The organism is Luteibacter flocculans (assembly GCF_023612255.1).
Classification (GTDB): Bacteria; Pseudomonadota; Gammaproteobacteria; order Xanthomonadales; family Rhodanobacteraceae; genus Luteibacter; species Luteibacter flocculans.
Genome location: NZ_CP063231.1, coordinates 1036634 through 1052691, shown reverse-complemented (window position 1 = coordinate 1052691; position 16058 = coordinate 1036634). Strand labels below are relative to the sequence as shown.

Genomic DNA, 16058 nt, shown 5'->3' with positions numbered 1-16058 from the left:
TGCCGGATCGCCGGCATGGGTGGCGTATCCTTCGCAGGATATCCCGCGGAGTGTCGCATGAAGCCATCCACCTGCCGCCGGGCCCTGCTGGGCCTGTTCGCCCTCGTCGCCATCGCCGTGCTCGGCGCCTGCCAGCGCGAGCCGCAGCCCGAATGGCGGCTCACGGACGTCTCCGGCCATCTTCCGGACCTCGACTTCCGCCTGACCGACGACAACGGCAAGCCGGTCACCGGCGCGGACTTCAAGGGCAAAGTGGTGCTCATGTATTTCGGTTACACGCACTGCCCCGACGTGTGCCCGCTGACCCTGACCCAGTTGCACGTGATACTCGATCGATTGGGTGCGCCAGCGGATCGCGTGCGCATCCTCTTCGTCAGCGTCGATCCGGCGCGTGACACACCCGCGATCATGCACGACTACGTCAATGCCTTCGACAAGCGCGCGGTCGGCTTGGTGGGTTCCAATGCCGAAGTGGAGGCACTCGCGAAACGATATCGCTCCGCCTTCACCCGCGAGCCGGATCGCGGCGACGGCAACTACGAAGTGAGCCACAGCTCCGCGATTTATATCTTCGACGGCCAAGGCAAGGCGCGGCTACTGGCGACGCCATCCGCAGCGCAAGACGATATCGTGCACGACCTGCACCTGCTCACGTCCATGGAGGCTCAGCCGTGATGTTTCGATCGCTTCTCACATGTGCGCTGCTCGCCAGCGGCACCGTATACGCCGCGGAGCCGGCGACCGTCGTCGCCAGCGACGGCTGGGTCCGCGTGCTGCCGGGTAACCTGCCAGCGGGTGGCTACGTCACGCTTCGGAATGAGACCGACCGCGCGGTGTCGATCGTGAGCGCGAGCAGCCCCGACTATGCCGACGCGATGATCCACCGCAGCAGCACGGAAGGCGGCATGGGTCGCATGGAGATGGTAGACAGCGTCCCTCTTCCGCCGAGCGGCAAGGTCACCTTCGCGCCCGGCGGTTACCACGTGATGCTGATGCAGGCAAAACACCCGGTAAAACCGGGCGATGCGGTGTCGGTGACGTTCACGCTGTCCGATGGCAGCAAGGTGCCGGTGACGCTGACGGCACGCCCTGCGAACGCGACCGGCCCTTGATGCAGCCCATTGCAGTAGCGCGCCGGGGTCGTATCCGGCGCCCGACGATCTAGCTCACACGAAAATCGGTCGGCGCGTCGTGAGCGCCGAGTTCCTCGCGGTAAAGCTCGTTCACCTCCGCCGAGGGTGGCCCATCGTGCAGCCATACCTCGAGTTGGTCGATCGAGGTGGCGTTCCCATACGCCACCACTTCGACACTGCCGTCGAGCAGGTTTCTGGCATGGCCGGTCAGCCCCAGCGCGAGCGCGCGTTCGCGAGTGGAAGCGCGGAAGAACACGCCCTGCACCTTGCCTCTCACCACGAATCGCACGGCATGCATGTCATTTCCCCTTCGCGATGGCCTCGTCGAGCTTCGCCGCGGTGATGGGACCGACGAAGCGCTGCGCCACATGCCCATCGGGCGCAATCAGATACGTGGTAGGCAGACCCTTGGGCGGATCGAAATCCTTCGGCGGCGCCGTGACGTCCACCTGCGCAATCGGATATGCGACAGGATGCTTGTCGAGAAACGCGACGATGTCCTTTGCGTCGGTGTCCTCGAAAGCGAGGCCGATCGCAACGACATCCTTGTGACCCTTCACATAGTTGGAGATGTCCGGCATTTCCTTGATGCACGGCACGCACCAGGTCGCCCAGTAATTCACCACAACCCACTTGCCGCGCTGCGCGGCAAGGTCGAAAGGCTTGTTGTCCAGCGTGGTGACCTTGAGTTCGGGAGTCGCGACCGTCGCGGCGATCGCCGGCAACGAAACGGCGAGAGCGGCGGCGGCGAGCAAGGGGCGGATCATGCAAGGGTATCCTCGGTGGGGACGGGGACCGACGGGGGTGGGAACAACCGGTCGAGACGCGCGCCGAGCGTAGCGTCGAGCGCAGCGGCGAGATTATCCAACAAGCCGAGCAGTTCCTGGGGAAGCGCGATGCCGAGCCGCTCCACCTGCTCACGCGGATGCAGCGGAAGCCGGTACTGGGTGCAGCGATAGACACGCAGCAGCTCGGTGGCATCGAGGCTGCGACTGAGCAGCCAGCCACCGGCTTCGCCACGCTGGATCATGTCCGCGCGCTGCAGGTCGTCGAAATAACATGCGATCGCACTGGACGGCAGGTACGGCTCGCGCAAGCGCACCGTGGCGGGATCGACGCTTTCACCCGTGCGCTGCGCGGTGACGAAGTGCTGGAGCACGACGAGCAGACCGATGAATTCGGCACCCTCGGGTAGCGCCTCGTGCGGCACGGTGTACTCGAACGCCGAGATCGACGCCGAAATGGACGCCCCCAGGATCACGATGATCCACGACAGGTATATCCACAGCAGGAAGATCGGAATGGCCGCCAGCGCGCCGTAGATCTCCTCGTAGTTGGGCGAGTTGCGGATGAACTCGGCGAAACCCCAGCGGGCGAACTCGAAGAGGATCGCCCCAAGGAATGCACCGATGGCCGCGTGCCGCCAGGACACGCGGCGATTCGGCACCATCGTGTACATGAGGATCAGCGTGACGAAGGTGATCACGAACGGCAGAAGGTTCAGCAGGCGACTCTGCGTGACCAGCTGATCGGCGGCCTCGTGCAGCAGCGGAAACGCGGCGATGTACGACGACAGGGCCAGCCCGCCCACGACCAGGATCGGGCCCAGGGTGAGTGCCGCCCAGTAGAGCAGCAGGCGGGAGGTCCAGCCGCGCGGCTTGCGCACGCGCCAGATGCGGTTGAGCCGATCCTCGATGCTGATCATCATCGACACGGCGCTGAACAGCATGACCAGGATCGATATGCCGGTGAGCTGGCTGGCCTTGTCGGCGAAGGCCAGCATGTATTCCTGCACCTTCATGCCCGTGGCCGGGACGAAGTTCTGGAAGGCGTAGTTGGCCAGTGCGCCTCGCCACTCCGCGAAAACGGGAAAGGCGGAGAGGATCGCGAAGATCGCCACAGTAAGCGGCACCAGCGATACCAGCGTGGTGTAGGAGAGTGCACCGGCCGTCTCGAAGCACTTGTCGTCGAGAAAGCGAAGCCAGGTGAAGCGCGTGAAGCTGAGCGCGCGGTCGCGATCGATGCGCAGCGGCATGTCCATCCTCGTAAGATCCCGAACGATTGGGAACGCGTGGCGGTTCTGCGAGACTAGCGCCTTCGCAAAGGCGGCCATCCATGTCCCACGACGTCCTCGTACTCTACTACAGCCGTAGCGGTCACACCGCCCAACTCGCCCGGTTCATCGCTCGCGGCGTGGAAGAAGTGCCCGGCATGCGGGCACGGCTGCGCCAGGTGCCGCCCGTGGCACCGGTGACGGAAACGGTCATCCCGCCGGAACCGGAAGAAGGCGCGCCCTATGCATCGCGCAACGATCTCATCGAATGCGTCGCCCTCGCCATGGGCAGCCCCACGCGCTTCGGCAACATGGCCGCGCCACTGAAACACTTCCTCGACACGACCGGAGCGGAGTGGGCATCCGGTGCGCTGGCCGGCAAGCCCGCTGCCGTGTTCACGTCCACCAGTTCGATGCATGGCGGTCAGGAAGCCACATTGCTGTCGATGGCGCTGCCCCTGCTTCACCACGGCATGCTGATCGTCGGCATTCCGTATACCGAACCGGGCCTCAGCAGCACGACCACCGGCGGCACGCCCTACGGCGCCAGCCATCTGGCGGGCGCGCGTGGCGACCATCCCGTCAGCGAACACGAACGGGATCTGGCGCGCGCGCTCGGTCGCCGCCTCGCCGACGTCGCACGACGCCTGGGGCCCGGCGCGTGAGCCTCGCCGCGACGCGCACGCAGCGCATTGGACTGGCCGCCTGGGCGGCGCTGCTCGTATTGCAAGCACTCTGGTACGCGCTGTATCCGCCGGTGTCGATTCCGACCTGGGTCGCCCTCGCCCTCAGCGTACCGCCGCTGCTGCTGCCGTTGCTGTCGCTGCCGAACGTCACGCGCGCGCTGCTCTGGGTCGGCATCCTCGCCCTGTTCTACTTCTGCCATGGCGTCTCCGAGGCATGGAGTTCCACGAGCGATCGCTGGCTGGCATGGATCGAGATCGCGCTCACGCTCCTGCTGATCGGCACGCTTGGCGTTGGCGTCCGCCGTCGGAGCTAGGGCCCGCCCAGGTTTCCGTCACCGTGGACATGTTGCGCAGCGTATCGACGGATGCCAGGCAGACAGGCACGCTAGATGCCTGTGATCGATGCCGAGGACGCCACCATGGGTTTTGTGCAGGACGCGCCGCAGTTGGCGCATCCCTTTCATGCCGACCGCACCCTCAACGCGTGGCTGCGCCACACGTTGCCGTCCGAGCGACTGGCGGCGACGCGCCCGGATCTTGAAGCACTGGGCGACTACGCCCTCATGGCATGGGAGCGCCGTGGTCGCACGCCGCGCAGCGAACCGATCCTTACGCAATGGGACGCCTGGGGCGCGCGCGTCGATCGGATCGCCTTGACGCCCGCCTGGGAAGAAGGACCCGGCATCACCACGCGGCACGCTGTGCTCGCAGCCGGACACGCCGACTCGCCCTGGGCGCGCGTGGAAGCATTTGCGCGCGTTTATCTGTACCACGTCGCCAGCGAGTTCTATTGCTGCCCACTGGCGATGACGGACGGCGCCGCCACCGCGCTGCGCGCGTCCGGCGATGCGGCGCTCATCGAGCGTGCGCTGCCGCACTTCTTGAGCCGCGATCCGGCGACGTTCTGGCTCTCGGGTCAGTGGATGACCGAAACGCCCGGCGGCTCCGATGTGGGCCGCACGGAAACGGTGGCGCGTCGCGACGAACACGGCCAATGGCGTCTGTATGGGCGCAAGTGGTTCAGCTCAGCGGTGGTGGGCGAAGCGGCGTTGGCGCTGGCGCGACCGGAGGGCGCGGGCACCGGTACCGCAGCGCTGGCCTTGTTTTACGTGGAGACCAAGGACGAGAACGGCGCCTGGCGAGGCATCGCCATCGATCGCCTGAAAAAGAAGCTCGGCACGCACGAACTGCCCACTGCGGAGATTCATCTCGATGGCCTGCCGGCTACGCCGGTCGGCCCGCTCGATCATGGCGTTCGCCAGATCGCGCCGATGCTCAACGTGACGCGCACCTGGAACGCCGTCTGCGCCGTGGCGAGCATGGCTCGCGCCATCGCATTGGCGCGTGATTACGCGCTGCGTCGCGATGCCTTCGGTCGGCGCCTCATCGAGCATCCCTTGCATGCGCGCACGTTGGCCGACATGCAAGCCGACTACGAGGCGGCATTCTCATTGACCTTCTACGTCGCGGAGCTTTTGGGTCGGACGGAACACGGCCATGCCGAGGCGCACGAAGTGGCCCTGCTCCGCCTGCTGACGCCCCTGGCAAAACTGTGGACGGCGAAGGTATCGATCCGCGTCGTCTCCGAAGCGCTCGAATGCTTCGGCGGCGCCGGGTACATCGAAGACACCGGACTGCCGCAGTTGCTGCGCGACGCGCAGGTGTACGCGATCTGGGAAGGCACCACGAATGTCCTTTCGCTGGACATGCTGCGCGCGCTTTCGGGTGGGCTCGCACCCTTGCGTCAGGCGGTGGACGCGCTGTTGCCGGGAGACCCACCGGAACGGGCGGCCATTGTCACCGCGCTCAATGCGGCAGAATCCCTGCTCGCCGACGTCGCCGCCGACCGGGCGGCGCTGGAAGCCTCGGCGCGCGGACTGGCCTTCACCCTGGCTCGCTGCATGGCCGCGGCGCTGCTGGCGCGCTCCGCACGATGGGGAGCTGAGGACGGCGATCCGCGCCCTGCCGCCGCGTGTCGCCGGTTCATGGCGCGAGGGCTAGACCGCCTGGCGCTGCCCGAACACGAGGACGATGCCTTGCTGGCGTCCGACGTGGCGCCCCGTCCGGGCGGCGCCGCGCGAGCGATGTAGAATGTCGACCCGTTTCGCCCGCTTCCCAGGCCAGTCCATGCAGCAACTCACCATCGTCACCACCGGCGGCACCATCGACAAGGTGTATTTCGACGACAAGTCGGACTACCAGATCGGCTCCCCGCAGATCGGCGACATCCTTCAGCAACTGGGCGTCGCGTTTCGCTTCGACGTGATTCCCATCCTGCGCAAGGACAGCCTGCACGTGACCGATGAGGATCGGGCACTGATCCGCAGCACCATCGAAGCCCAGCCCCATCGCCACGTGCTGGTCACCCACGGCACGGACACCATGGTGGAAACAGCCCGCGTGCTCGCGGGCATTCCCGGCAAGGTCATCGTGTTGACTGGCGCGCTGAATCCGGCGCGCTTCCAGGGCTCGGATGCCGTGTTCAACATCGGTTGCGCCGTCGGCGCGGTGCAGACCCTGCTCGACGGCGTGTACATCGCGATGAACGGCCTCGTCTGGCATCCCGACGCGGTTCGCAAGAACCGTGACGCGAATCGGTTCGAGGCCGTCTGAACCCCGGCCTCAGCGGCTGACGCGATCCTCGACCACCGCGTCGACGGTCGCACCCGCGTCCATGAGGCCCGCACCGCATCCCTTCGGGCAAGGGCCAGGCAGTGGCCGGGCGTTGTCCACCAATTGCTGCCTCACGGCATCCACGCTGATCGCCGGATCGGCGGAACGCATCAGCGCCACGAGTGCCGATACCTGTGGCGCCGCCATGGACGTACCGGCGTAGTAGCCGAAGGCCGGGGTTTCCCGGCTCCGCTTGCCCAGATACAGCGTCGAAAGAATGTCGTCGGAACCGCGCTCGCGCAGTGAGCCTCCCGGTGCCGACAACGTCACCTGCGCGCCGTAGTTCGAGTACCAGGCCATGGAGCCGTCCCGCGCCAGCGCGGCCACCGTGATCACGCCCGGGCAATTTCCCGGCACGTGCAAGGAGGCGCTGGATTCGTCGTTGCCCGCCGCCACCACCACCACGGTGCCGCGCGCCATGGCCTTCTCGATGGCCACCTGCATGCTCCAGCCGCATGCGCCGATGGTACCCAGGCTGAGGTTGATGACATCCGCCCGCCGGGCCAGCGTCGGCACGCCCGGCACGTCACCGCCACTGGCCCAGACGATGGCGTCGGCCACATCGGACAGCTGCCCGCCGCAGCGGGCGAGCACGCGCACGGGAATCACCTTCGCCTCCGGTGCGAGGCCGACGATGCCTGGCCGATTGCCGGCGCGTGCGGCGACGATGCCGGCCACGTGGGAACCATGCCAGGTCGATTTGAGTCGCGGACGCAGACATTCGCCCGGGTCGGCCCAGTCGCCTTCGTCGTTGGGATCGGGATCGCGGCCATCGCCGTCGCGCGCGGCCTCCGGATCGCTCACGAAATCGTATCCCGGCAGAAGCTGCCCATCGAACTCCGGATGAGGCGTGATGCCGGTATCGAGCACCGCGACCACCGCCCCGGCGCCACGCGTATAACGCCATGCCACTTCCGCATCGACGCCCACCTTGGGATCGTGCATGTACCACTGGCGCCGCCACAGCGGATCGGGTCCCGCCGTCGGCTGCAGAACCAGATCTTCCTCGACGGCGACCACGCCCGGCGTGGCCGCGAGCGCCGACGCATCCTCGGGCGTGAGCTGGAAGAGTTCGCCGCCCGTGGCGAGCGTCCGCACATGACGTGGCGCATGCGCGTCAGCCTGCGGCTGGACCGCAGCGCGCAGCGACTGCTGTACGGCAGTCGCCATCACATTGTCGGCGAAATGAACGATGTACCGGGAGGACTCGGCAACCGCGACGGGCGCGGCAAGCGATGCAAGCAACGCAGCGGGGATAAGGCGCATGGGGCGTTCCTTCGACGATGCGGCAAGCCGCGGGACGTTGACGGTAGGACGCCGCATCGAGCGCGCCTACGCGGCAGCGCCCGCCTCGACGGGTGCGCATCGTCCGTGCCGCACCCACGAAAAGGCCCGGGCGTTACCGCCCGGGCCTCGCTTGCTCACGCGTTATGCAGATAGCGCCTTACGGGGTCCAGGTCGCCTTCAGCGACACGCCCGAGAAGCTGCTGTAGCCGCGCACCTTCACGTAGTACGTGCCGGCCTGCGGAGCCGCGAACGTGCACGACTCGTTGTTGCCGGTCTTGTACGGACGGCAGTTGTAGCTGGACGTCGTCGGAGCCGAACCGAACTTCACGTAGAGGTCGGCATCGCCGGTGCCGCCGCTGGTCGCGATGGTCAGGTTCGTCGCACCGGCCGCAATCACCACGGTGTAGTTCAACTCGGTGCCCGAACTGCCAGCGAGACCGGTCTTGGCCACGCCATTCTGCAACTGCGTGGTGCCGCCACCGCCACCACCCGAGCAGCTCACGCCCACGCCGGTGAACGCCGCGGCGACATCCGTCGCGGAATACCCGAGATCCGTGGCTGCGCTTGCCACTCCGCATGCACCGCTGTTGAACGTGGAGCTGGCCGTCCAGTACAGCGCATTGGCGCGGGCGAACACCTTGAACGCCTTGACCGTATCCCAACCGGAGGTCTTGGCGAGCAGGCAGAACGCCTTGTTGTACACGCCCGAGGAGTAATGCACGTCCAGACCGTTGTAGTAATTGGCGGCGTTGTCGATGGAGCCGCCGTCCTGGGTCGGATTGCACATGTAGCGCAGGGCGTTGCCGATACCCGCGCTGGTCTTGACGATGTCGGCACCGACCAGGAAGTCGTTGGTGCCACGGTCGAAGTATTCCGCCGCTTCGCCCGCGATATCCGAATAGGCTTCGTTCATGCCGCCGGACTGCCCGCTATAGGCGAGGTTCGAGTGCTGTTCCGTGTAGCCGTGGCTGATTTCGTGCGACGTCACGTCGAGCGCCACCAGCGGATAGAACGTGCTGGCGCCATCGCCGAAGGTCATCGAGCTACCGTCCCAGAAGGCGTTCTCGTAGCTGTTGCCGTAGTGCACCTTCATGATCAGCACCTGATTCAGCGGCGCCGCGCCGGTGTACGCGGTGTACATGTCATGCACCACACCACCGAAATGGTGAGCGTCGTTGATCGGGCCGTAGGCGCCGTTGATGGCGTCACCGCTGGAGTTGAAGCAGGTGAAGCTCCACAGCGTGCCGCTGCCGGAGGTCGCCTTGTTCATGTTGTACGACTTCACGTACTGGTTCTGCGCGGTACAGGTGTTGCCCGACTGCGTCACGAGCAGCGCCGGCTTGCCGCCCGCGCCCCACGTGTACTGGCCGGTCTTCTGGTTGCCACCCGGACCGGTCGCGTCGGCGTTGGTGAGGCCTTCCCACTGTTCGATGATCTGTCCGGTGTTGGCATCGACGATCGCGGTGGGACGGGTCGGATGATCGCCGCCGACGAAGAACGAGGTGAGATACACCAGGCGGGCCGGTGCGCCATCCACGGGATAGACGTACAGGTCGGCCTTGACGTTCTCCGGCTTGGCGCCCGTGGCGCTCAACGTACGAGACTGGCGCGACAGCGCGGCGACGGCGGCGGCCTGGTCGATGCGCGGTGTGACCGAAGCGAGATCGACCTGCAGGTCGGAGGTGACGACGCCATTGGCGACCAGTGCGTTGCCCTGCGCATCCTGTTCGACCGCGATGCTGCGGCCGTAAACCGGCACGCCCTTGAAGGTCTGTTGCATGCGCACGGTCTGCGTGCCTTTCACGGTCGGCAACGCGTTCTTGGCGACGAAGGCGTTATCGGCAGAAAGCCCGAGCTTCGTTGCCAATTGGCTGGCGGGTACCGCGCCAAGGTTCTGCGCACGCAGAGCCTGTTCGGTGCCGGCCATGGCGACGGATGACGCAGCGATGGCCAGCGAAGCGGCCAGGAGTTTCAAGCGAACATGACTTGCCATTACGTTCCTCCTCCGGGAATGGGCCGCACGAAGCCATTGCGGCCGTGGGGACCACATTCCGAACGATATGAATTCGCGCCGTAGCGCGATGCCCGTGTTGTCCAGCAGCCCCGTGCCCGTCCGCCTGTCGCCCCCTCCTCCTGGTCCCTCGGAAAGCGGCATGGACTTCGTTTGAAAGGCGCCGTCGTATGCGTGGGCGGCGTCCACGGAACCGACCACCGGTCTCCCTGCCGAAGGTCATGGTCAACCTAGCGCAAGTTTTCGCGGTCGACTACCTAGGGATTTCCCTAGGGGCCCTGATCAGGCTATCCCTGAGCCTTGAAAAAACGCGATGCTACGCACGCCAAGACCTCATGAACCTGCGAAAGGGATTCCCGATGCGCGAAGCTGCCGATATCGAGTCGGACCTCCGTCACCTCACCCCTTCGGTACGCGCGGCTTTCCGCCTGACCTCGGAACGGCAGACGCTGGACCATCTCGTGGGCGAGATAGGGCTGGCCGGCGCAACCACGTGGCAGAAGGGCGAGCACATCGCTCGCTCCGACCTGCAGCGGCGAACCAACGGATGGTGCTTCGAGCTGCCGTGGCAGCGCACGTACATGCTGGACGATGCCCTGACCCTGCTGCTGCGAGCCCTCGCGCCGCACCGCGACGAGATCCTTGCCGTAACGAAGGCCCTCGACCTCGATGCGCACTTCGCTCTCGAAACGCGCATGTACGAAAACCGCGTCCCCGCCGGATATCTCTCTCCAGCCAACGTCAAGACGATCGCCAGCTATGGTGCGTCGCTCGATGCGGGTGTGGTGCCGATGGCGGTGGATCAGAGCGAAGAGGACGCGTGAATCGCGGGCTCTTTACGTCGGTGACCTGCGACGAGCGCGCCGATGCGTCGGAGATACCATGCATGCTGACGTCGGTAGCTCACGCTCGCCGTACGCTAGTTCGGATCTGCCATCTAGTTTGGATCTGCCATCGGGACGCGCGGCGGTTCAGAGCATCCCCGTCTCTAGCTTCGCCGCGTCCGACATCATCGAATGGTTCCACGGCGGATCGAAGACGAGGTCGACGTCGGCTTCCATCACGGTGGGAATGATTTCGAGCTTCGTACGCACGTCGTCGACGAGGATGTCGCCCATGCCGCAACCTGGGGCGGTAAGGGTCATCTTGACGTAGACCTTGCGGCCGCCCTCGTCGCCGGTTTCCAGGCTCACGTCGTAGACGAGGCCCAGTTCCACGACGTTGATGGGAATCTCGGGGTCGAAACAGGTGCGCAGTTGCTGCCACACCAGCTTCTCGACGTCCTCGTCGGAGGCGTCGTCGGAGAGTTCGATCGGCTTCGGTGGCTCCTTGCCCAGCGCGTCGGCGTCGTTGCCGGCGATACGGAACAGGTTGCCCTCCACGTAGACGGTGAAGCTGCCGCCGAGGGCCTGGGTGATGTAGCCGACCTGGCCGGCCGGAAGCGTCACCGTCTCGCCCTGCGGCACCATGACCGCCTGGCAGTCGCGCTCGAGGGTAAAGGGTTCGCTGCTGAGGCTGAAACCGCTCATTACTGTCCTGTGAAGGCCGCAGCGCGGCCGCAAAGTCGCCGATTATGCTCCCGCCCGTCGCGCGCGGTAAGCATCCACGGAGTCCTACGTCGGGGCAGCGCCCGTCCCGCTCAAGAGCGGGCGGCCGGTACGCCCGCTATCATGGCCGCTTTGCCCTCTGGCCCCTCCCATGCGCGACCTGGACCCAACCCGTGCCGGCTGAGCCTTTCCGCCTTCCTGGCTTCCTCTTCGGCGTGTTCTGCGCCGTGATGTTCGGCTTCGCCGTGGGCGCCGTCTGGATGGTGCCCACGATGATGTTCTCGCGCCCCCTGCCCGCCATGGTGCTGCCCGCCGGATGGATACTCGGCACCGTGGTACGTCGCTGGCTTCGCTTCGAAGGCTGGATCGGCGCGCTGCTGGCCGCCGGATCGACACTGATCGCCGCCATCTACGCCGCCTGTCTGGCGTCTGGGGCAACGATCGCCGGCATGATGGGCATGGGCCTGGCGCGAGCGCTGGGCAACGCGGGCCCGGCCATGCTGCTCGAGCTGGCGCGGCTGTCCCAAGGCCCGGCAGACTTCGTCCTGGCGGCCGTGGGCGCGGCACTGGCCGCCGCGGTGGCCTGGCCCCTCGCCGTGCGGCGTCCCGACGGACTTCAGAAGCCGTAAATCCCTGCCCCCGGAAGATGGCGCCCAACAGGCAGTCAACCGGCGGTCGCCGACCGCGTTTATCGGAGCGTACCAACGCCGTATGGAGCACGAGGATGCCAACACCGACGCCGCGGAGAGCACCGTGAACGCTGCGCTCGCGCTCGCCGGCACGTCGCTGGAGGACGTTCGCGAGGTACCGGCGAACATGGACGCCTTTCTCGCCGGCATCGAGCGGCGCGCCTGGCGCATGGCGGAAATTCACCTGGGTAACCGGGAGGACGCCCTGGACGCGGTGCAGGACGCGATGTTGCGACTCGTTCGCCACTACGGCGACAAGCCCAATGGCGAATGGACGCCGCTGTTCTGGGGCATCCTGCGTCGGCGCATCGTCGATCTTCAGCGCCGCCGCAAGGTGCGCTCGATCGTGGTGGGCTGGCTGGGCGGCGGCTAGGACGACGACGGCGACGAGTTGCCGAGCTGGGAGCCTGCCGACGACGCCCCCGACCCCTCGGCGCGGTTGCAGGATTCGCAGGCCTACGCAGACATCGTCGCGGCCCTGCGCAACCTGCCCACGCGCCAGCGCGAGGCCTTCATCCTGCGCATCATGGAAGGCCTGGACGTGGCGGAAACGGCCGCAGCCATGGGCTGTTCGGACGGCAGTGTGAAAACCCATCTTTCGCGCGCGATGCATGCGCTGCGCGGTCAACTGGAGGCATGGCGATGAGCCAGCACGATCAGGAATTCGAACGTCGCGCCAGGGATCTCTACCTGCGCGCCAGCCGGGACGTCGACCCGGCCATCGCCGGGCGCCTGCGCGCGGCGCGGCGTACTGCCCTGGCGAAGCCGCAGACCTCGGCCACGCATCGGCTGCTGCTGCCGACCGGCGCCTTCGCAGTGCTGGCCCTGGCCGCGTTGATGGCATGGCGGCCCGGCGTGGCGCCCAGCGCGCCGCCGGCAGTCACCCAGATGGCCGACGCCGACCCGAACGACCTGCCGCCCGACGCCGACAGCGCCGATCCGGCGCTCTACAAGGACCTCCAGTTCTATAGCTGGCTGGCGTACGCCGACACCCCCAACTCGTCCCGCAAGTGATCGCCATGCGTCGCGTACCGCTCGTTCTCGCCCTGCTGGTCCTCGCCGCGGCGCCTTTGGCCGCCATGGCGCAGGACCGCCCGCCACCGCCTCCGCCGCCGGGCGAGCAGGGCCCGCTGCCGCCGCCGCGGCCATGGAGCGCCTTGTCGCCGGACGAGAAGGACATCCTCGCCCCTCTCGCGCAGGACTGGGATACCTTCCCGCCGCAGCGCCAGTCGAAGATGCTCGACAAGGCACAGCGCTGGCGCGGCCTGCCGCCCGAACGCCGCGCCGAAATCCGCGAGCGCATCGAACGCTGGCAGCACATGACGCCCGAAGAACGCGCGGAAGCGCGCCGGAACCGGCAGAAATTCCAGGATCTCTCGCCCGAAGAGCGAGCGAAGCTGCACGATGCGTTCGAACGCTTCCGCAACCTGCCGCCCGCGCAGCGCCAGGCGCTGAAGGAACGCTGGGAAAACCAGTCGCCCGAACAGCGCCGTGCTGCCGTGGACCAGCTCGGCCCCAAGGACGCGCTGCCGCCGCCCCCGGATGATCGCCCGCCGCCGCCGGACCACCCCTAGGTCTTCGGGTGGGAGCCGGGAGGCCGGTCCGGTAAACTGGCGCGATGACCGATCTCGCCTTTCTCAACGCTCGCCGTTCCGTGCCCTCACGCCAACTCGGCGAGCCGGCGCCCGATGACGCCACCTTGCGTCGTCTGCTCGAAGCGGCGCTGCGCGTGCCAGACCACGGCAAGCTCACACCGTTCCGCATCCGCGTGCTGCGTGGTGAGGCCAAGCGCGCCTTTGGGCGTGCGCTCGCGCAGCGTGCCGAAGAAAACGACCCCGGACTGTCCGATGCCAAACGCGAGAAGGAACGCCAGCGCTACGAACACGCGCCGCTCGTTCTCGTGGTCTCGGCGAAGATCGACGGCGACAGCAAGGTGCCGGCACTGGAACAGGATCTCACTGCCGGCTGCGTGGCCTACAACCTGCTGCTCGGCGCTCAGGCGCTCGGTTTCGGCGCGCAGTGGCTGACCGGCTGGGCCGCGTACGACCGCGAGGTCGCCAAGCTGCTCGGCATGAAGAAGAGCGAGCACGTCATCGGCTTCATCCACATCGGCACGCCGTCGATAGAGGCCCCCGAACGCGACCGCCCGTCCTACGACGAGATCGTGAGCGTGTGGACGCCGTGAGCGACGACTCGCTCGTTCACCTGGTCGACGGCAGCCTCTACGTCTTTCGCGCCTGGCACTCGATGCCGGACGAATTCCACGACCACGAAGGCGAATCGGTCAACGCCGTCCACGGTTTCACACGATTTCTCTGCGAACTGCTGGAACGCAGCCGCGCGGAGCACATGGCCGTGGCGTTCGACGCGTCGCTCACTACGTCGTTTCGCAATGCGATCTATCCCGCTTACAAGGCCAACCGCGAGCTGCCGCCACCGCAACTCGTGCGCCAGTTCGCGCTGTGCCGTGAGATCGCCGCGGCCCTTGGTCTGACCGTGCTCAACGACCACCAGTACGAAGCCGACGATCTCATCGGCAGCGCCTTGTGGGGTCTGCGTTCGCATGGGTTCCGCGGCGTGATCGTTTCGGCGGACAAGGACTTCGGCCAGTTGCTCGGCGAGCGCGACGAACAATGGGATTTCGCCAAGAACGTGCGCTGGGGCGCGGCAGGCGTGTTCGAGCGGATGGGCGTGCATCCGCACCAGGTCGCCGACTATCTCGCGCTGTGCGGCGACGCCGTGGACAACATTCCGGGCGTACCCGGCATCGGTGCGAAAACCGCCGCCGCGTTGCTCGCCCACTTTGGCAGCCTCGACGCCATTCTGGATCGCGTGGACGAGGTGCCGTACCTGCGCTTCCGCGGAGCAGCGGCCTGTGCCGTGCGCCTGCGCGAGCATGCCGAGCAAGCCCTGCTGTGCCGCCGACTGACCCGCATCGCGCTCGACATCGCCGTGGCCGAGACGGCCGACGCCCTCACACGGCGAGCCGGCGACGCAAGCGCCGTGGACGACCTGTGCGAGCGCATCCGCTTCGGGCCACTCACCCGCACACGGCTACGCGCGCTGCTCTGACCGCAAACGGTGGGAGCCCTGTGGGAGCAGCTATAGCGGCGACAGGTACCTGCCGGTAGGGGCTCGCCGGTGGGAGCCAGCCTGCTGGCGATGGGAGCATGCCTTGCCGCTACACCGCTTCGTTGGCTTTTCGCCACCAGGGTGGCTCCCACCAGTGCTTTTGGCTTTTTCGCCAATAGAGTGGCTCCCGCGTCACACAGGCGCGATACCCTTGGCCGGATACTCTGCCGTCCCGTCCAGGAGCCGCCCATGCTGAACAGCCCGCTGCCGCACGCCTCGCCCATTCCCGATGACGCCTCGGCGCCGGAAGAAACGATGTTCACCGGCAAGTGGCTGGCCCTCAAGAAACGGGGGCGCTGGGAGTACGCCGTGCGCACCAACCCGCGCGGCGCGGTCATCATTCTGGCGGTGACGCCTGAAGACAAGATCGTCTTCGTCGAGCAGTACCGCGTGTCGATTCTCGCCAACACCATCGAGATGCCTGCCGGCCTCGTCGGCGACATCAGCGGTGCCGAGGACGAAGACGTGCTGCTGGCGGCGAAACGCGAACTCGAAGAAGAAACCGGCTATACCTGCGGGCGCATGGAATTCGTGCATGAGGGCCCGTCCTCGGCCGGCATGAGCACCGAGATGATCGCCTTCGCCCGCGCCTGGGATCTCACAAAAATCGGCGAAGGCGGCGGCGACGACACGGAGAACATCATCGTGCACGAGGTCCCCCGCGCCGAGGCCGGACAGTGGCTGTTCGAGCGGGCGAAGGAGGGTTTCTCGATCGACGCGAAACTGTTCGCCGGGCTCTGGTTCATCGAACACCCGACCGCACACATGCGCTGAGCGCCCGCCGCGCCGCACGCCCGGTGCGACGCCAATCCGCATGTCAATTCTTGTTCTGCGCGCCGTCGGCGGG

At 66.8% G+C, this 16058-nt stretch carries 19 protein-coding genes and 1 pseudogene; 14 read left to right on the top strand and 6 right to left on the bottom strand.

Annotated elements, in window-relative coordinates; genetic code table 11:
- Positions 1-57 precede the first annotated feature (57 nt).
- Both IM816_RS04525 and IM816_RS04520 read left to right on the top strand, forming a co-directional pair.
- On the top strand, positions 58-675 hold the full coding sequence (locus IM816_RS04525) for an SCO family protein (RefSeq protein ID WP_250339944.1): 618 nt from the start codon (positions 58-60) through the stop codon (positions 673-675).
- Complete coding sequence (locus tag IM816_RS04520; protein ID WP_250339943.1) at positions 675-1112, top strand: copper chaperone PCu(A)C; 438 nt, start codon at positions 675-677, stop codon at positions 1110-1112. The genes IM816_RS04525 and IM816_RS04520 overlap by 1 nt, the downstream gene beginning before the upstream one ends.
- Positions 1113-1161: 49 nt before the next feature.
- On the opposite strand, the gene IM816_RS04515 is transcribed toward IM816_RS04520, so the two are convergent.
- The 3 genes from IM816_RS04515 to IM816_RS04505 are packed head-to-tail and all read right to left on the bottom strand — an operon-like array spanning position 1162 to position 3168.
- Entirely contained in the window at positions 1162-1431 is a 270-nt protein-coding gene (locus tag IM816_RS04515; protein WP_250339942.1) for an acylphosphatase, read from the bottom strand.
- 1 nt (position 1432) lies between these two features.
- The gene (locus tag IM816_RS04510) at positions 1433-1900 is read right to left on the bottom strand and encodes a TlpA family protein disulfide reductase (RefSeq protein ID WP_250339941.1); all 468 of its coding nucleotides are present in this window, start codon (positions 1898-1900) and stop codon (positions 1433-1435) included.
- Positions 1897-3168, bottom strand: a complete 1272-nt coding sequence (locus IM816_RS04505; protein ID WP_250339940.1) for a YihY family inner membrane protein — start codon at positions 3166-3168, stop codon at positions 1897-1899. Before IM816_RS04505 ends, IM816_RS04510 begins: the two co-directional genes overlap by 4 nt.
- A gap of 80 nt (positions 3169-3248) precedes the next feature.
- Between IM816_RS04505 and wrbA the strand changes: the two genes are divergently transcribed.
- From wrbA to IM816_RS04485, 4 genes are all read left to right on the top strand, one after another.
- Positions 3249-3851 carry an NAD(P)H:quinone oxidoreductase gene (wrbA, locus tag IM816_RS04500; RefSeq protein ID WP_250339939.1) on the top strand — a complete coding sequence of 201 codons (603 nt, stop codon included), beginning with the start codon at positions 3249-3251 and terminating at the stop codon, positions 3849-3851.
- Positions 3848-4186, top strand: coding sequence for a DUF2069 domain-containing protein (locus IM816_RS04495; RefSeq protein ID WP_072322885.1), 339 nt, complete (start codon positions 3848-3850; stop codon positions 4184-4186). The genes wrbA and IM816_RS04495 overlap by 4 nt, the downstream gene beginning before the upstream one ends.
- Positions 4187-4291: 105 nt before the next feature.
- A complete protein-coding gene (locus IM816_RS04490; RefSeq protein WP_345779967.1) occupies positions 4292-5962 on the top strand; it encodes an acyl-CoA dehydrogenase family protein in 1671 nt (556 codons plus the stop codon).
- Between the two features lie 37 nt (positions 5963-5999).
- Positions 6000-6485, top strand: a complete 486-nt coding sequence (locus IM816_RS04485) for an asparaginase domain-containing protein (RefSeq protein ID WP_250340697.1) — start codon at positions 6000-6002, stop codon at positions 6483-6485.
- Positions 6486-6494: 9 nt separating this feature from the next.
- Here the strand turns inward: IM816_RS04485 and IM816_RS04480 are convergent, their stop codons facing one another.
- Positions 6495-7811, bottom strand: coding sequence for a S8 family serine peptidase (locus IM816_RS04480; RefSeq protein WP_250339937.1), 1317 nt, complete (start codon positions 7809-7811; stop codon positions 6495-6497).
- 178 nt (positions 7812-7989) lie between these two features.
- The gene (locus IM816_RS04475) at positions 7990-9825 is read right to left on the bottom strand and encodes a M4 family metallopeptidase (protein ID WP_250339936.1); all 1836 of its coding nucleotides are present in this window, start codon (positions 9823-9825) and stop codon (positions 7990-7992) included.
- Between the two features lie 377 nt (positions 9826-10202).
- On the opposite strand from IM816_RS04475, the gene IM816_RS04470 reads away from it, so the two are divergent.
- Positions 10203-10667, top strand: a complete 465-nt coding sequence (locus tag IM816_RS04470; protein WP_250339935.1) for a DUF4279 domain-containing protein — start codon at positions 10203-10205, stop codon at positions 10665-10667.
- A gap of 147 nt (positions 10668-10814) precedes the next feature.
- Here the strand turns inward: IM816_RS04470 and sufT are convergent, their stop codons facing one another.
- Positions 10815-11372 (bottom strand): putative Fe-S cluster assembly protein SufT, encoded by a 558-nt coding sequence (sufT, locus tag IM816_RS04465; RefSeq protein WP_250339934.1) that lies wholly within the window; start codon positions 11370-11372, stop codon positions 10815-10817.
- Positions 11373-11563: 191 nt separating this feature from the next.
- On the opposite strand from sufT, the gene IM816_RS04460 reads away from it, so the two are divergent.
- The 7 genes and pseudogenes from IM816_RS04460 (at position 11564) to IM816_RS04430 (ending at position 15985) form a co-directional block, all read left to right on the top strand.
- Positions 11564-12019: a hypothetical protein gene (locus IM816_RS04460; protein ID WP_250339933.1), complete on the top strand. Its 456-nt coding sequence runs from the start codon at positions 11564-11566 to the stop codon at positions 12017-12019.
- Between the two features lie 82 nt (positions 12020-12101).
- Positions 12102-12725: pseudogene (locus IM816_RS04455) on the top strand (RNA polymerase sigma factor).
- Positions 12722-13093 (top strand): hypothetical protein, encoded by a 372-nt coding sequence (locus tag IM816_RS04450; protein WP_250339932.1) that lies wholly within the window; start codon positions 12722-12724, stop codon positions 13091-13093. The pseudogene IM816_RS04455 and the gene IM816_RS04450 overlap by 4 nt, the downstream one beginning before the upstream one ends.
- Before the next feature lie 5 nt (positions 13094-13098).
- Positions 13099-13653: a DUF3106 domain-containing protein gene (locus tag IM816_RS04445; protein ID WP_250339931.1), complete on the top strand. Its 555-nt coding sequence runs from the start codon at positions 13099-13101 to the stop codon at positions 13651-13653.
- A 44-nt stretch (positions 13654-13697) separates the two neighbouring features.
- The gene (locus tag IM816_RS04440) at positions 13698-14264 is read left to right on the top strand and encodes a nitroreductase family protein (RefSeq protein ID WP_250339930.1); all 567 of its coding nucleotides are present in this window, start codon (positions 13698-13700) and stop codon (positions 14262-14264) included.
- A complete protein-coding gene (locus tag IM816_RS04435) occupies positions 14261-15151 on the top strand; it encodes a 5'-3' exonuclease (RefSeq protein ID WP_425602611.1) in 891 nt (296 codons plus the stop codon). Before IM816_RS04440 ends, IM816_RS04435 begins: the two co-directional genes overlap by 4 nt.
- 315 nt (positions 15152-15466) lie before the next feature.
- The gene (locus IM816_RS04430) at positions 15467-15985 is read left to right on the top strand and encodes an NUDIX hydrolase (protein WP_250339928.1); all 519 of its coding nucleotides are present in this window, start codon (positions 15467-15469) and stop codon (positions 15983-15985) included.
- The last annotated feature ends 73 nt before the right edge of the window (positions 15986-16058 follow it).

What these genes read in the sequence shown, in the direction of transcription:
- IM816_RS04510 (WP_250339941.1), bottom strand. Translation starts at nt 1,900, where the DNA reads ATGATCCGCCCCTTGCTCGCCGCCGCCGCTCTCGCCGTTTCGTTGCCG.
- IM816_RS04485 (WP_250340697.1), top strand. Translation starts at nt 6,000, where the DNA reads ATGCAGCAACTCACCATCGTCACCACCGGCGGCACCATCGACAAGGTG.
- IM816_RS04450 (WP_250339932.1), top strand. Translation starts at nt 12,722, where the DNA reads ATGAGCCAGCACGATCAGGAATTCGAACGTCGCGCCAGGGATCTCTAC.
- IM816_RS04515 (WP_250339942.1), bottom strand. Translation starts at nt 1,431, where the DNA reads ATGCATGCCGTGCGATTCGTGGTGAGAGGCAAGGTGCAGGGCGTGTTC.
- IM816_RS04520 (WP_250339943.1), top strand. Translation starts at nt 675, where the DNA reads ATGTTTCGATCGCTTCTCACATGTGCGCTGCTCGCCAGCGGCACCGTA.
- IM816_RS04505 (WP_250339940.1), bottom strand. Translation starts at nt 3,168, where the DNA reads ATGCCGCTGCGCATCGATCGCGACCGCGCGCTCAGCTTCACGCGCTTC.
- IM816_RS04525 (WP_250339944.1), top strand. Translation starts at nt 58, where the DNA reads ATGAAGCCATCCACCTGCCGCCGGGCCCTGCTGGGCCTGTTCGCCCTC.
- IM816_RS04430 (WP_250339928.1), top strand. Translation starts at nt 15,467, where the DNA reads ATGTTCACCGGCAAGTGGCTGGCCCTCAAGAAACGGGGGCGCTGGGAG.
- IM816_RS04490 (WP_345779967.1), top strand. Translation starts at nt 4,292, where the DNA reads ATGGGTTTTGTGCAGGACGCGCCGCAGTTGGCGCATCCCTTTCATGCC.
- IM816_RS04440 (WP_250339930.1), top strand. Translation starts at nt 13,698, where the DNA reads ATGACCGATCTCGCCTTTCTCAACGCTCGCCGTTCCGTGCCCTCACGC.
- IM816_RS04470 (WP_250339935.1), top strand. Translation starts at nt 10,203, where the DNA reads ATGCGCGAAGCTGCCGATATCGAGTCGGACCTCCGTCACCTCACCCCT.
- wrbA (WP_250339939.1), top strand. Translation starts at nt 3,249, where the DNA reads ATGTCCCACGACGTCCTCGTACTCTACTACAGCCGTAGCGGTCACACC.
- IM816_RS04475 (WP_250339936.1), bottom strand. Translation starts at nt 9,825, where the DNA reads ATGGCAAGTCATGTTCGCTTGAAACTCCTGGCCGCTTCGCTGGCCATC.
- IM816_RS04445 (WP_250339931.1), top strand. Translation starts at nt 13,099, where the DNA reads ATGCGTCGCGTACCGCTCGTTCTCGCCCTGCTGGTCCTCGCCGCGGCG.
- sufT (WP_250339934.1), bottom strand. Translation starts at nt 11,372, where the DNA reads ATGAGCGGTTTCAGCCTCAGCAGCGAACCCTTTACCCTCGAGCGCGAC.
- IM816_RS04480 (WP_250339937.1), bottom strand. Translation starts at nt 7,811, where the DNA reads ATGCGCCTTATCCCCGCTGCGTTGCTTGCATCGCTTGCCGCGCCCGTC.